The organism is Exiguobacterium abrahamii, assembly GCF_015645365.1.
In the GTDB taxonomy this organism is placed as follows: domain Bacteria; phylum Bacillota; class Bacilli; order Exiguobacteriales; family Exiguobacteriaceae; genus Exiguobacterium_A; species Exiguobacterium_A abrahamii.
Window position 1 is genome coordinate 246,613 of sequence record NZ_JADOYC010000001.1, and the last position, 14,115, is coordinate 260,727.

The 14,115-nt window shown below is 48.3% G+C and carries 13 protein-coding genes and 1 riboswitch; of the genes, 5 read left to right on the forward strand and 8 right to left on the reverse strand.

Going from position 1 to position 14,115, the window contains the following annotated elements; genetic code table 11:
* Positions 1-395 precede the first annotated feature (395 nt).
* Together ITJ88_RS01220 and ITJ88_RS01225 are read left to right on the forward strand one after the other, a co-directional pair.
* Positions 396-575, forward strand: coding sequence for a DUF2188 domain-containing protein (locus tag ITJ88_RS01220; RefSeq protein ID WP_195864450.1), 180 nt, complete (start codon positions 396-398; stop codon positions 573-575).
* 129 nt (positions 576-704) lie between these two features.
* Positions 705-3,452 (forward strand): chitobiase/beta-hexosaminidase C-terminal domain-containing protein, encoded by a 2,748-nt coding sequence (locus ITJ88_RS01225; RefSeq protein ID WP_195864451.1) that lies wholly within the window; start codon positions 705-707, stop codon positions 3,450-3,452.
* A 397-nt stretch (positions 3,453-3,849) separates the two neighbouring features.
* Here the strand turns inward: ITJ88_RS01225 and ITJ88_RS01230 are convergent, their stop codons facing one another.
* Positions 3,850-4,206: a hypothetical protein gene (locus ITJ88_RS01230; RefSeq protein WP_195864452.1), complete on the reverse strand. Its 357-nt coding sequence runs from the start codon at positions 4,204-4,206 to the stop codon at positions 3,850-3,852.
* Between the two features lie 348 nt (positions 4,207-4,554).
* On the opposite strand from ITJ88_RS01230, the gene ITJ88_RS01235 reads away from it, so the two are divergent.
* Together ITJ88_RS01235 and ITJ88_RS01240 are read left to right on the forward strand one after the other, a co-directional pair.
* Entirely contained in the window at positions 4,555-5,433 is an 879-nt protein-coding gene (locus ITJ88_RS01235; RefSeq protein WP_195864453.1) for a CAP domain-containing protein, read from the forward strand.
* An 87-nt stretch (positions 5,434-5,520) separates the two neighbouring features.
* Positions 5,521-6,018 (forward strand): GNAT family N-acetyltransferase, encoded by a 498-nt coding sequence (locus ITJ88_RS01240; protein WP_195864454.1) that lies wholly within the window; start codon positions 5,521-5,523, stop codon positions 6,016-6,018.
* 59 nt (positions 6,019-6,077) lie between these two features.
* On the opposite strand, the gene ITJ88_RS01245 is transcribed toward ITJ88_RS01240, so the two are convergent.
* From ITJ88_RS01245 to ITJ88_RS01260, 4 genes are all read right to left on the reverse strand, one after another.
* Positions 6,078-6,893 carry a MetQ/NlpA family ABC transporter substrate-binding protein gene (locus tag ITJ88_RS01245; RefSeq protein WP_195864455.1) on the reverse strand — a complete coding sequence of 272 codons (816 nt, stop codon included), beginning with the start codon at positions 6,891-6,893 and terminating at the stop codon, positions 6,078-6,080.
* 27 nt (positions 6,894-6,920) lie between these two features.
* A complete protein-coding gene (locus ITJ88_RS01250; RefSeq protein WP_023469366.1) occupies positions 6,921-7,586 on the reverse strand; it encodes a methionine ABC transporter permease in 666 nt (221 codons plus the stop codon).
* A complete protein-coding gene (locus tag ITJ88_RS01255; protein WP_058712982.1) occupies positions 7,576-8,589 on the reverse strand; it encodes a methionine ABC transporter ATP-binding protein in 1,014 nt (337 codons plus the stop codon). The genes ITJ88_RS01250 and ITJ88_RS01255 overlap by 11 nt, the downstream gene beginning before the upstream one ends.
* Before the next feature lie 85 nt (positions 8,590-8,674).
* A riboswitch (SAM riboswitch) is annotated at positions 8,675-8,780 on the reverse strand.
* A 62-nt stretch (positions 8,781-8,842) separates the two neighbouring features.
* Positions 8,843-10,030 (reverse strand): aminotransferase class I/II-fold pyridoxal phosphate-dependent enzyme, encoded by a 1,188-nt coding sequence (locus ITJ88_RS01260; RefSeq protein ID WP_195864456.1) that lies wholly within the window; start codon positions 10,028-10,030, stop codon positions 8,843-8,845.
* Positions 10,031-10,178: 148 nt separating this feature from the next.
* Here ITJ88_RS01260 and ITJ88_RS01265 point away from each other — a divergent pair, with 148 nt between their 5' ends.
* Positions 10,179-11,789: a glycoside hydrolase family 13 protein gene (locus ITJ88_RS01265; protein ID WP_195864457.1), complete on the forward strand. Its 1,611-nt coding sequence runs from the start codon at positions 10,179-10,181 to the stop codon at positions 11,787-11,789.
* Positions 11,790-11,860: 71 nt separating this feature from the next.
* Here ITJ88_RS01265 and ITJ88_RS01270 read toward each other — a convergent pair whose 3' ends face one another.
* The 3 genes from ITJ88_RS01270 to ITJ88_RS01280 all read right to left on the reverse strand — a co-directional run bounded on the left by ITJ88_RS01270 (position 11,861) and on the right by ITJ88_RS01280 (position 13,955).
* Positions 11,861-12,589 (reverse strand): MBL fold metallo-hydrolase, encoded by a 729-nt coding sequence (locus ITJ88_RS01270; RefSeq protein ID WP_195864458.1) that lies wholly within the window; start codon positions 12,587-12,589, stop codon positions 11,861-11,863.
* A 127-nt stretch (positions 12,590-12,716) separates the two neighbouring features.
* The gene (locus tag ITJ88_RS01275; protein ID WP_195864459.1) at positions 12,717-13,523 is read right to left on the reverse strand and encodes an SMP-30/gluconolactonase/LRE family protein; all 807 of its coding nucleotides are present in this window, start codon (positions 13,521-13,523) and stop codon (positions 12,717-12,719) included.
* A gap of 168 nt (positions 13,524-13,691) precedes the next feature.
* Complete coding sequence (locus ITJ88_RS01280; RefSeq protein WP_023469359.1) at positions 13,692-13,955, reverse strand: metal-sensitive transcriptional regulator; 264 nt, start codon at positions 13,953-13,955, stop codon at positions 13,692-13,694.
* Positions 13,956-14,115 lie beyond the last annotated feature (160 nt).

A 14,115-nucleotide genomic window follows, 5' to 3' on the forward strand; every position in this document is an offset into this window, starting at 1 on the left:
TTAAATCGACAGGTCAGGATTTTTAGACCGCTACTGACAAATGAGTCAGACATAAGTCATCGCTTTTATTTTGTCCTTCTTCATACTACGAGGAGAAGTTGACCCAGCAAGATAAACCTTCCAATCGATACTTTTCCGCTCATTCCCGAGCTATTTCTAAAAATCCCAGTATCATGCGTCCGTTGCAGACGCATCACGATTCTTGCTAAAATGCTTGATTCAGCTGGCGCGGCCAAGGAGCCGTAACAACGAAAGAGAGGTAGGGCTTTCGTCGTTTCAGGTGTTTTGATCACCTGTAATCCTCGATTCTCATGACAACCAAAAACAACGACACGCTGATGAGGCGTTTTTTTTGTGCCTTTTTTCGGGTAATGCTGAAATAAGGGGGTGACGACATGCCATGGAGTGAGAACGACTATCCAGAGTCATTCAAGAACTTTGATCCGCCGCTTCGAAAGAAAGCGATTGAGATCGCGAACGCATTATTAAAAGACGGATATGAAGAGGGACGCGCCATTCCGATCGCGACATCGCAAGCTGAAAAATGGTACGAAAGTCACAAAGACGAACAATAAAAAGTTGTAAGCGATACCATTTCTTTCATTTACGAAGGATGGTATCTTTTTTTACGAAAAATATACACTATTGAGAATATAATCTGATATTATTAAGAAGTGTCAGAAAATTCAATAGGGGGTCTCATCATGAAATACGGCAGTACGTTTGGAAAGTGGGCATTGGCCGGAGTGTTAACAGCAGGAATCCTTCCACAAGCGGGTCTTGTCGGGGCAGAAGGCGAAGGCGTCATCTTGTCTGAATACATAGAAGGAACAAGTAACAACAAGGCGATCGAGCTGTACAATGGGTCGGGGCAAATCATTGATTTAGCGGACTATACCCTCGTTCAATATACGAACGGTGGACCGTCAGAAGCGAAAATTACACTATCAGGGAAAGTAGATCCAGGAAAGACATTCGTCATCGCGAATTCAAATGCGAATGCGGACATCAAAGCAAAAGCACAATTGACGACGGGATCATTGAACTTCAACGGGAATGATCCCATCGCACTGAAAAAGGGCGATGTCGTTCTTGATATCATCGGACCACTCGGTTCATCAACGGATTTCGCAAAAGATACGACACTCGTGCGAAATGCGGGCGTCACGTCTGGTGCTAAAACGTACGAACCATCACAGTGGACGAGCTTCCCGGTCGATACACTGACGAATCTCGGCAGTCATCAGACAGAAGCGGGCGACGTTCTTGCAGCACCTACAGCTTCTCCGGTCGGTGAAGTCGAACGTGGAGATCAAGTGACATTATCAGGTGAAGGAACGATTCATTACACGGTCGATGGCACGACACCGACTGTCGACAGTCCGGTGTATACGTCACCGATCACGATCAACGATGAAGTGACGATTCAAGCAGTTGCCGTCAAGGACGGTAAAACGTCAGCTGTTTCGACATTCAAGTACTATATCGCACCACCAATCACGAAAATCAGCAGTATCCAAGGCGTTGCGCATACGTCGCCTTACGCAGATCAACTCGTCCGGACGACAGGTGTCGTCACGTACGTCGTCGATGCGAACAACTTCTACATGCAAGATCCGAATCCGGATAACGACAGCCGGACATCGGAAGGGATTCTCGTCTATGCGAAAAACCACGGTGCTGCCGTTGGACAAAAAGTTGCGACGACAGGATATGTCAAAGAATGGTTACTCGGAGGCTACAGCGATAAGTTCGATACAGACTTAGCGGTCACGGAAATCAGTACAGTCAATCTCGTAAAAGGTGCGCTCAACGAAGGATTACCAGCAAGCATCGTTCTTGGCGATGAAGGCGTCTTGATTCCAACACAAGTCGTCGACAACGATTCGTTCGCTCAGTTTGATCCAGAAGAAGATGCAATCGACTTATACGAAAGCTTAGAAGGTATGCGTGTCGCTTTACCAAACGCGATCGTCACAGGACCACAAGCGAACCGGACGATTCCAGTTCGGACGCAGACAGCGGATAAGGTCTATACGAAACGTGGAACGCCGATCCTGACGAAAGACAACGTCAATCCGGAGCGTCTCTTCGTCGAGATGGGAAGCTCGTCGTACCGTGCAAAAGCTGGTGATACGTTCAACGGAACGATTGAAGGTGTCATGAGCTATAACTATTCGGCGTATAAAGTCCTTTCAAAAGCAGCTGATCTTCCGCCACTCGTCACGCGCGAAGCAGATCGTCAACCAACGAACATCGAAACAGGTAAATCACGTTTGACTGTTGCTTCGTACAACGTCGAGAACTTTGCTTCAACAGCAGACGAAGGAAAAGTCGATCGCGTCTCAGAAGGAATTGCAACGTTCTTGAAGACACCGGACATCGTCGGTTTGACAGAGATGCAGGATAATGATGGCGCAACGGATAGTGGCACAGTCGATGCTTCGAAATCATTCGAGACATTGATCGCGGCAATCGAAGCGAAAACAGGTGTCCGCTATGCCTATACGGACATCGCACCAGAAGACAAGAAGGATGGTGGACAGCCGGGCGGAAATATCCGTGTCGGATTCCTCTACAATCCAGCACGCGTATCACTCGCACCAGGTGAAAAAGGTGGCGCAACGGAAGCTGTTGCGGTTGAGAACGGCAAGCTGACGAAAAACCCAGGTCGCATTCAGCCGACGGATCCGAACTTCGCGAGTTCACGGAAACCGCTCGTCGCGGAATTCCTCTTCAATGGTGATTCGTACCATGTCATCGTCAACCACTTCAACTCAAAAGGTGGCGACGGAGCTGACTTCGGTAAGAACCAACCGGTTGTACGTAAGAGTGAAGTCCAGCGTCATGCGATTGCGAACATCGTCCAAGATTTCGTCTCTGAATTGAAAACGGAAGTCAAAGACTCGAACGTCGTCGTTCTCGGTGACTTGAACGACTTCCAGTTCTCAGAAACACTTGATATCCTGAAAGGGAAAAATCTCTGGAACACGGTCGATGATCTTCCTGAGTCTGAGCGCTACTCGTACGTCTATAACGGAAATGCCCAAGTACTCGACCATATCCTGATTTCAAACAACTTAAAACGTTACACGTCTTCAGATATCGTCAATATCAACTCAGAGTATATGGAAGCAGATGGTAGTGCGAGTGATCACGATCCAGCGATCATCTCGATTCAAGGTGCAGAGACGGCCGTACCGGTCAAAGGAAAAGCAGAAGTCGGCATCTGGCGTGCTGTCCAAAAAGGAAAGCATATCTTCATTGAGCGTAAATTAGGTCGTCACTGGTTAAAAGCCAGTGAAACGCATAAAGATCAACAAGGCGAATTACTTGCCCTCCGTGTTTCGCAAGGACGTCCGTACATTCAAGTGAAAGTTAAAAAAGGCAAAACCATCTGGCTTGAATTATCGAACAAGTATAAGTTGAAAGAAACAACAAAATATCAATGAAATTAAAAAGCGGACTTAGCGGTCCGCTTGAGACTGAAGACAAAGTGCAATTTTTCTCTAACGAGAAGGATTGCGCTTTTTTGTTCTTCTCGCATCGTTTTCCTGGGACAAGCATCGCGCCGCTTCGCTGTAGGGTCGCTCTTGCTTGTTTTTCCCTAGGAAGCGATGTCGAGTGAACAAAACGCTCCTCAAATCCTTCGGTATAAAAAGAATGACGTGTCACACGCCACTCCTACAGGAAAAAGCGCCATTTTGCGCTGTCAGAGACAAATAAGACCCGTTTTCCTGCTCGAATGGAGCGGGAAAACTGGCTTGTGTCTCGCCTGAGGAAAGGGTGTGAAAAGGCGCGTCATTTTTTTGAGTCAGCCAGCCCATTCGTCTACAATCTGAAGCGGACTTAGCGGTCCGCTTTTTTGCGTGCTGGAATAAAGAGCGAAAGAAGTGAGAGTGTACTGATCGAGAGTGTCGAAATTAAAGCAATCGGTAGAGGAATAACGCGGAACATATACGTGAAGTGGATCAAGATTAGAAAAAGGATGATAGCAAGACCAGGGATGAATTTCTTAGAGAGTAGCATACCTGATCCAGGTACGAGCAACTCAAAACCGAGCCGTTGATTCAGCCGAACATCTTCATGTGCATTAGCCAAGCTAAACGATACGGTCAACGCGACGAGAATCATCCAGCCGGAAAATAAGTATTGTTGAATCGGTAAAAAAGCAATGGATTCATAAATGAAATACAGTAAAACCATAGGTCAACTCCTTCATATCATTATGTTATTTGGAAAAGCATTGAAAGTTTGGCTTACGAATTCTAATGATACCGAGTCGAGAATCGGAGAGCAATCAAAAATCGTTTAGAATGAAATAAAAGAATGTTCACACATTTTAATAAAAGGGAAAAATCATTTAGTAAGTATATTAAATACTTTCAAGAATCGTTTAAACAAAAGCTTTTTTAAGATGAGAGCGTTCTCACCAAATGTGTCGGATTTATGGACGAAAGATGTGATTTAGACAAATGAGAGCCGATGACTGTTCGAAGGAATGATTTTCTTTTAAAATAAAGGTAATGAAGTAGAAGGAGGCGAAACGAGGACATGAAAAAATGGCTAATCATCGGAGTAGCAGCAGTAGCCTTTTTCGGCTACGAAAACATTCCAATGGAACAAGCAGAAGCCGATTATCCGAAAAGTGGCGGCAAGCTGATTGATCGATATAGCAGTGAGTATCCAGGATACGACTGGGAAGTCAGACGGACATCAACGGAGGAATTCGTCGCCTTGACGAAGGACGGCAAGGATTACGGGAAGTATCGTTTCAAGAACGGGGTGACGACGCAAGGCGCGGTCTTGAATAAGGATACGGAATCTTCCTTGAAGAAAAAAGGGTGGACCGCAGTGAAGTCCTACCGTAAAGGCAACACGAACTACATGTTGAATCTGGATCATGCCGCCGTCTACGAGAAGAAAGGCAATTACGTGACGTATTTCTTCGATCAACATGACGGCAATAAAGTCAAAGCAACGCTTGCGATTCCAAAAGACGTCGAAGCGAAGAAAAAGGGCTTCTACGGTACTGCATCGAATGCGTTACGAACGACAGATGAGAAACTGATGCTTCGGTTGATGAACTGGGAACGGGCCGACTATAAGTTGAATCCGTTAGCACCGTACACAGCACTGAAGCCGGTCACACGTGGTCACAGCGAAAACATGGCGAAGAATAATTTCTTCTCGCATACGGATCCACAAGGGCGTGACCCGTTCGATCGGATGGAACAAGGGGGTATCAAGTTCATGGGAGCCGGTGAGAATCTCTCAATGGGCTATCCGAACGTCTTTGCGGCGCATTGGGGCTTGATGAACTCGAAAGGACACCGCGATAACATCCTTCAAAAGAGCTTTAAGCAGGCGGATGTCGGTGTAGCATTCCGAGACAACGCACCGTACTTCACGATTAATTTCCGAACACCTTAAATAGAAGAATAGAGGACGATATCGCTCGATGTCGTCCTCTTTTTTACGAGTAAGTTCGTTCTATACTACAGGTAGGGGGTGGAGCAGTTGAAAATACGTCAATTGACGGCAGAAGATGCAACTCGTTACAAAGCATTGCGGTTAGAAGCCTTACGAAACCATCCGGAGGCATTCGGCTCTGATTATGAAGCAGAAAAAGATCGACCCATCGAACGGTACGCAACTCGTCTTGAAAGCGAACAGTCGATGACGTTCGGTGCGTTTCATGAAAATGAACTCGTCGGTGTCGTCACGATTGTCAACTTAGAACCAGTTAAGGTGAAACATCGAGCGAATTTGTTTGCGATGTACGTCACGCCACACGTCCGAAAACAACAGGTCGGACGACAACTCGTAGAAGAGGCATTACGTACATTAAAGCAGCATCCTGTGATTGAGCAAGTCCATCTCTCGGTCGTCCGGACGAATGAAGCTGCTAAAGCGTTGTATCGATCACTTGGTTTTGAATCATACGCGATTGAACCACGGGCGCTGAAAATCGATGATACCTATCATGATGAAGAACTGATGTGGTATCGGTTCTAACACAAAACGACCGGAATTCAAAGAGATGATCTCTCCTTGGAATCCGGTCATTTTTTACATCAGTTTGCCCATTCAGGCTTGCTGAAGCCTTTGAATGATTTTTCGATGACTGTATTGAAGGCGTCCGATTCGACGGCTGCCTTCAAATCTTTTGCGACTTGCTTGTCCGCATCTTTCGTTTGGACAGCGACGAGGTTGCGGTATTGTTCGTCCATCGTCTCAAGCGCTAGCGCATCGAGTAAGTCGAATTTCGCAGCAAGTGCGAAGTTCCCTGGAACGGCTGAGATGTCGACACTTTCAACAGCGCGTGGCAGTTGAGCCGCTTCGAGTGGTTTGATGACGAGTTTCTTCGGATTCTTGACGATATCTTTTTCTGAAACGGTTAGTGGATCAGCGTCCGGCTTGAGTTCAATCCAGCCTTGTTCTGCCAAGAGGTTCAGTGCCCGTGCTTGGTTCGTTGGATCATTCGGCGTCGCAACTTCAGCACCTGTCTTGACGTCGTCAAGCGTCTTCGCTGTCTTGCTGTATAGTCCCATCGGTGCTGTCGGAACCGTGATCAGTCCTTTTAAATCGAGGTTCTTTTCTTTAGAGAACGTCTTCAGATAGATCGAGTGTTGGAACAAGTTGGCGTCGATGTTCCCACTACCGAGGGCGATGTTCGGTTGGATGTAATCGCTGAACTCGACGATTTCGACTTTATAGCCTTTCTTCTCGAGTTGTGGCTGGATCGCTTGTTTGACCATGTCGCTATACGGACCGCTCGTCGCACCAATCTTGATCGTCTTTTCTTTTTCATCAGCACTGCTGTCTCCACATCCCGCGAGGACTCCTGCACCGAGTAAGGCTGTTGCTAAAAAGGCATATCGTTTTTTCATGATTCCACTCTCCCTTTGTATGTATGATTAGCGTTTATCTGTTTTTCGCGCCAGTTGATTGCCAAGTGCTTGAATACTTTGAACGATGACGATGAGAACGACGATCGTCACGATCATGATGAGATTATCGTAGCGATAGTACCCGAAACGGATCGCGAGGTCACCAACACCACCGCCGCCGACGATACCAGCCATCGCTGAGAAGCCGATCAAGCTGATCGTCGTTAATGTGATGCCCTGAATGATGCCAGGAAGTGCTTCCGGTAAGAGGACACTGACGATGATCCGCAATGGTTTCGCCCCACAGGCTTCCGCTGCTTCGATTAGACCAGGCGGAATTTCGCGGAGTGATGTTTCGACGAGGCGTGCGAGAAATGGAATCGCTGCGACACTAAGGCTGACGGACGCTGCCGTCGGACCGATCGTATTGTCGAGTAAGAACTTCGTCAACGGAATGAGGGCAACGAGCAAGATGATGAACGGTAGCGACCGGACGATGTTGACGACGAAGTCAAGAACACGGCGGACGGCAAGGTTTTGAAAAAATAATCCGCGGTCGGTGACGAACAAGAGAATCCCGAGCGGAATCCCGACGACCAATGCGAAGGCAAGTGAAATTCCGACCATCCACGCCGTCTCACCGAGCGCCTTCAAGAGCTCCGGTAACATCGTTTGAATACGATCAAGCCACATCCTGAATCACCTCGAGTGCATGAAGTTCCGTCGCGAGCCAGTCGAGGGCAGGAGCGATTTGGTCGGATGAGCCCGTCAAGCTGACAATCAGGACACCGAAGGCGACGTCTTGAATGTAGTCGACCTTACCGTGCAAGATGCTGACCGAGATATCGTAACGGCGTATCGCTTCTGATAACGTACTCTCACCGGTCTTCTCGCCCGTGAACTGTAAGCGGATGATCTTACCCGGCGTTGCCTGTAAGATGCGTTCCGGCAATTCGATTTGTAGTGCCGTATCGACATAATGTTGCGTCACCGGATGCTTGGCTTGACTGAACAAGTCATAGGTTGAGGCGACTTCAACGACTTCACCTTGCGACATGACCGCGACGCGATGGCAAATCTGTTTGACGACATCAATCTCATGCGTGATGAGGACGATCGTCAATCCGAGTCGTTCATTCAAATCCTTCAGCAGTTCAAGGATCTGAAGTGTCGTAACAGGGTCAAGAGCGGATGTCGCTTCATCACATAACAAGACGGTCGGATTGTTTGCGAGTGCCCGGGCAATCCCGACGCGCTGTTTCTGTCCACCGCTTAATTGACTCGGGAAGTTCGTCTCAAATCCTTCAAGTCCGACGAGCGAGACGAGCTCGCGAATTCGCTCCGGGAAATCTGCTCGTTTGACGCCAGCGGCCTTGAGCGCAAAAGCGATGTTATCCGCGACGTTGCGCGACTGGATCAATTGGAAATGCTGAAAGATCATTCCTGTCCGCAAGCGAAGTTGACGCAAATCTGCTTTTGACATCCCACCGAGCGAGACACCGTCGACCTTGACGGTTCCTTGTGTCGGATGCTCAAGCCCGTTGATCAGGCGAAGTAATGTACTTTTACCGGCACCGGACTCACCGATGATTCCGAAGATTTCTCCTTTTTGAATCGTCAAATCGACATCCCGTAAGGCAAAAATCGGGGTCCGATCTCGAACGAACCGTTTTGTAATGTGTTTGAATTCAATCATCCGCTCATCTCCTCATACAAAAAAAGTCGCTTTTTCCTAGTAGCGGAGCAACCAGAAAAAAAGCGACGAAAGTGTAAGATTTCGTAACTTATCTCTCAGAATGAAGATCATTCTGTAGGATGTGGCACCGTTCCTTACAGGTGGTTGCCGGACGTCGTTGGGCCTAATCCCTCGGTCGCTCTCGATAAGTAGTTATGCTGTTGGGATTTACTTTAACGGAAATGATTCCCATCTGTCAAATGTTTTTTCAGAATTATTCCGCAACAGGTGTCCGGAACAGGTTGAGCGTTCCGATTCGATCGACGGCTTCTTCTAGACGTTCGACGTCAGCAATTAAGCTGATTCGCACGTAACCTTCACCGTATTCGCCGAAGAAGGATCCAGGGGTCACGGCGACGTGTGCTTCGTCAAGCAGGTGATCGGTGAAGCTTTGGGACGTGTAACCTTCCGGAACAGGAAGCCAGACGAAGAAGGAACCGCCCGGGCGTGGACCACTCCAACCAATCGCATCGAGTTTTGCGAACAACGCATCGCGTCGTGTTTCATACAAGCTACTTAACTCACGGACGCACGTTTGGTCACTCGTCAGAGCGACGGTCGCCGCATGCTGAATCGGTGTGAAGGCACTGACGTAGAGATGTTCTTGGTATGTTTCGATGCTTGAGATGACGGACGGATTTCCGATCGCGAAGGCAATCCGGAAGCCGGACATGTTGAAGCGTTTTGAGAGTGAGAATAGCTCAATCCCGACGTCTTTCGCCCCTTCCGTCTGCAGGAAGCTACGTGTCGGACCATCGAAACTGATGCCACCGTATGCTAAGTCATGGACGACGCAGATATCATGGGCATCGGCGAAAGCGACTGTCTGTTCGAAGGCTTCTGCCGTTGCGGTCGCACCCGTCGGATTACTCGGATAGTTGAGGAACAACATCCGGGCACGCTCGACGTCCGTCGTATCAAGTAAGTCGTAATCCGGTAAGAAGTTATTTTTCTCAAGCAACGGAAGCGTGATCGGGTAAGCACCAGCAAGTGCGGCGCCAGACAGGTAATCCGGGTATCCTGGATCCGGAACGATGACACCCTCTCCAGGGTTGACGATCGTCTGCGGTAAGGCGACGATGCCGGCTTTACTGCCGAGGAGAATTGCGACTTCCGTTGCCGGATCGATCGTGACACCGAATTCAGTCGCATAAAAGCGCGCGACGGCTTGTTTTAGAAAATCATGTCCACGAAACGGTGGATATTGAAGGTTCGTCGGTTCATCGATCGCCTGTTTCAGTGCGTCGAGAATATGTACGGGCGTCGTTTGATCGGGTGTTCCTTGACCAAGTGTGATGACATCGTGACCTGCTGCTTTGACAGCGCCAATTCGATTCGCAAGTTCAGCGAAGACGGGTGCAGGAAGCCGGTCGATGGCGATGGATGGAGCGAAATGTTTCATGGATGCGTGCCTCCTTCGTGGTATTGTCGTCAAGGATAACGAATATTCAGTCAAAAGAAAAGAACTTTTTCGAAATTCAAAAAAATTGTCGGATAAACAGGTACAGATAAGTGGAGCGGGAATAAAGAGTAGGGAGAGGAGTGGGAAGATGAAGCGAGCTAAATGGAAAGAGTCAGTCGTCTATCAAGTCTACTGGCGTAGCTTTAAAGATTCGAACGGGGATGGGATTGGTGATTTACGAGGTGTCATCGACAAGCTTGATTACATCGCTTCACTTGGTGTCGATGTCGTGTGGTTGAATCCGTGTTATCGTTCCCCAGACGTCGATAACGGCTATGATATTGCCGATTATTACGAGATCATGGAAAAAGCGGGAACGATGGGAGATCTAAAGGAGTTGATCACGGCCGCTCATGCCCGTGGATTAAAGGTCATTCTCGATTTAGTCGTGAACCATACGAGTGACCAGCATGACTGGTTCCGTCAGTCGCGAGAGCGGATCAACGATAAGGATGACTGGTACATCTGGCAGGAAGGCACGAAAGAGACGCCTCCGAACAACTGGCGCTCGTACTTTGCGCCAAGCCCGTGGACGTGGAGTGAAGAACGCGGGCAGTATTATTTTCATTCCTTCGCCAAAGAGCAGCCCGACTTAAATTGGGAGCACCCAGCTGTGAGGCAAGCGATCTACGACATGATGAACTGGTGGATCGCTCAAGGAATCGACGGCTTCCGAATGGATGTCATCAACTTGATCAAAAAACGATCGCTTGAGGATGTCGCCAATCCGTTTGATCTCTCGTACCTTGGAAATCAGCCCGGCGTGCATGACTTTTTGCAGGAGATGCATGCGAATGTTCTCGCTGGTAAAGACTTGTTTACAGTCGGTGAGATTCCGTTCGTTGGTCCAGAAGACGGACTGTTATATGTCAGTGAAGACCGAAAAGAACTTCGGACGCTATTTCACTTCGAAATCGCGGATGACATGGAGGCGATGGATCTCTTACGATTCAAGGAGATTCAAAAACGCTGGTACGACGTCTTATACCCATTAGGTGTCAATTCACAGTTCCTCAACAACCATGATCATACACGACAAGTGACGCGCTTCGGCAGTGAACGATACCGCGTCGAGAGCGCGAAACTACTCGGTTTGATGTTGCATACGTTACCGGGCATTCCATATGTGTATCAAGGAGAAGAAATCGGGATGACGGGGATTCGTTTCTCGGATCCGTCGCTTTATCAAGACGTCGCCTTTCGAAATCGATACGAAGAGCGCGTCGCTGGTGGAGAGGACCCAGAGGTCGTACTCTCGTCGATGCAGTTACTCGCGCGTGATAATTCCCGTACGCCGATGCAGTGGGACGATACACATGCAGCTGGCTTTACGAGTGGTAAACCGTGGTTAGCGGTCAATCCGAATTATACGGACATCAATGTCGCGCAAGCAGAAGCCGATCCATCGTCCGTGCTTGCTTTTTACAAGTCGCTGATTCAGATGCGAAAGGATCATCCGATCATGGTCTACGGTACGTACCGCGACTTAGCACTCCATGATCCGTATCTCTATATCTATGAGCGGGAATTAGAGGGAGAAGTCTGGCGGATCGTCCTCAACGTACATGATGAACCGATGCAGACCGCCCTTGTCTTACCGCGGGAGAAGTTGCTCGTATCAAATTATCCGGATAGCCCGGATATCTTGCGTCCCTACGAAGCACGCGTCTATCGTTATTCTGTTGCAGAACAGACATGAGTCGTCTGTAGAAAAAAACATCCGCGGACATGTCAGGAACACGTTCGCGGATGTTTTTTCATATGCGTCCATTACTTGAAAGGTGATGATTTTTTCGTCTGCAAGACCTGAGTGAATCGATCGACGGCTTGTCGCATCTCGTAACTTGGTCCAAGGATTAGTGGACCATGTCCGACGGCAAGAATATCTGGAGACAGTTCCGTCAATTGATCAGCCGAGCGAAGGGCGACGTCAGGATCCCATGTTGCAAGTGCAGGAAACGGGAATTGCCAGCGGACGTCACCGGAGACAGCGAGTCCTCCTTGCGTCTGAAAAGCATCGCCAGCAATCAACGTCCGGCTTCCTTCATGCCAAAGCGAGATCGAACCAGGTGTATGCCCGGGTGAGGCGATGACACTGAGACTACCGACTTGTTGACCACTCTCGAGCAAGCGATCCGGTCGTGTTTTGATGTTTTTTGGAATACCCCCTTTTAAGGGTGTCGTTTCGCCTTCGCGTAGCGTCTCATCCCCACTGAGTAGGGCGGCATCGCGATAACTGATACAGACTTGAGCAAGTGGGAAGGCGTTTGCAAGGAAATCCAGTGAGCCGACATGATCGGCGTGCGCATGAGTCAGGATGATTGCGCCGAGTGGTTTCTCTTGCTGTCGAATATAGTGATAGAGCGCCTTTGCGTTAATTCCGAGTCCAGCATCAATCAATGTTAAACTGTCTGCTTCTTCAAACAGGTAGCAGTTGACCGGGAAAAAGGATGGGGTCGTCTGCAGTTGATGTAAACGTTCGATTGTCGTGACACGCATCGGCTTCACTCCTTCAAAAAATGAATAGTCTTCTTCTTTAGTATCGTCTGTTTTTTTAGAGGCGTCTAGACGAATTGTGTGGAAAAAGAGGCATCACCTCTAAAAAAGATGATCCCTCCTCTACGAATCATTCAAATGTTACAGCGAAGACGGCACCGGCGTGTGGCGCATCATCTCCGTTTGCAGCTGTCGTGACGAGCAATCGATCTTCGTAGAAAATCGGGCACGTCGGATTTGCTACTGGGAAGTCGACATGATTGAGTTTTTCACCAGTCGCAAGATTCCAACGGGTGATGCATGACCCAGCATAATGCGCGATCCAAGCATGACCTTCCGCGTCCTTCGTCATACCATCCGGGAACCCTTCTTCTTCTTCAAGGTCAACGGCGACACGCTTGTTCGAAAGTGGTGCGTCCGGAGCATAATCAAAGGCATAGACTTTTTTCGTCGGTGTATCGATGTGATAGAGCGTATTGCCATCTTCTGACCAGACGAGTCCATTCGAGTTCGTCAAGTCTTCGTGCAAGACATCGATGGAACCATCGTGACGCAGACGGAACAATCCAGCGGTCTTACCGTCTTCTTCATTAATGCTACCGGCGACATATTGTCCGGTTGGATCAAGCTTTCCGTCATTCATCCGGTCGGAATCGGGTAGCGACAGTTGATGCTCAAGAGACAGATGTCCTTCTTTGAGATCAAACGTTCCGAATCCGTGTTCTGCCGTGACACGCAATAAATCGGGTGCATCCGTTAAGGCAATCGACGTGATGGCACTTGGTAACGTGTACGGCTTGAGTGCTTCTGTGACGAGATCATATGAAAAGAGAAGTTGATTCGGAATATCAACGAAATAAAAGCGCTTTGTTTTTGCGTCGTAAACAGGAGATTCGCCTGTCTTACATGCGACATCAATGAATAGGGAAACGGTCATAAGTACTCTTCCTCCTAAGTGGACGTCTTTTACGAGCAGTCCAGATAATAACAATTTAGTATACCTGTTTTGACGCGCAATCAAACCTGGATCAAACAGCTGATATACTAAAATAAACGTTTAAAAAATAGTCTGCTATCCAAGCAGACTATCCGTACGAGCGTTATATCAGCGGCTCTTAACGAGCAAGTTTACCGCTTCCTTGACGAGTTCTTCGGTTTGTCCATCGCCGTTTTGTTCGGCGTCCTTGACGCACTCAATTAGATTCGAACTGACGACGACGCCGATCGTCCGGTCAATCGCAGAACGGGCAGCGGAGAGCTGGGTGATGACATCGCGGCAATCTTGCCCTTCTTCCATCATCCGTAAAATGCCTCGTAGCTGTCCTTCGATCCGACTAACACGGTTCTTCATCTTCCGATCATAATCCATTTTTATTCCTCCGATTCCCGTTGACCTGACGTCATGTAGTATCTTTATGCTATGCCCATTACGGTATAACTGTCAATTCAACAGAATTTTAAGCTATACTTTTATTAGAATTAGGGAATATGGATGTGGTGAAGTTTTTACTTAGAAAATGAATAAAATA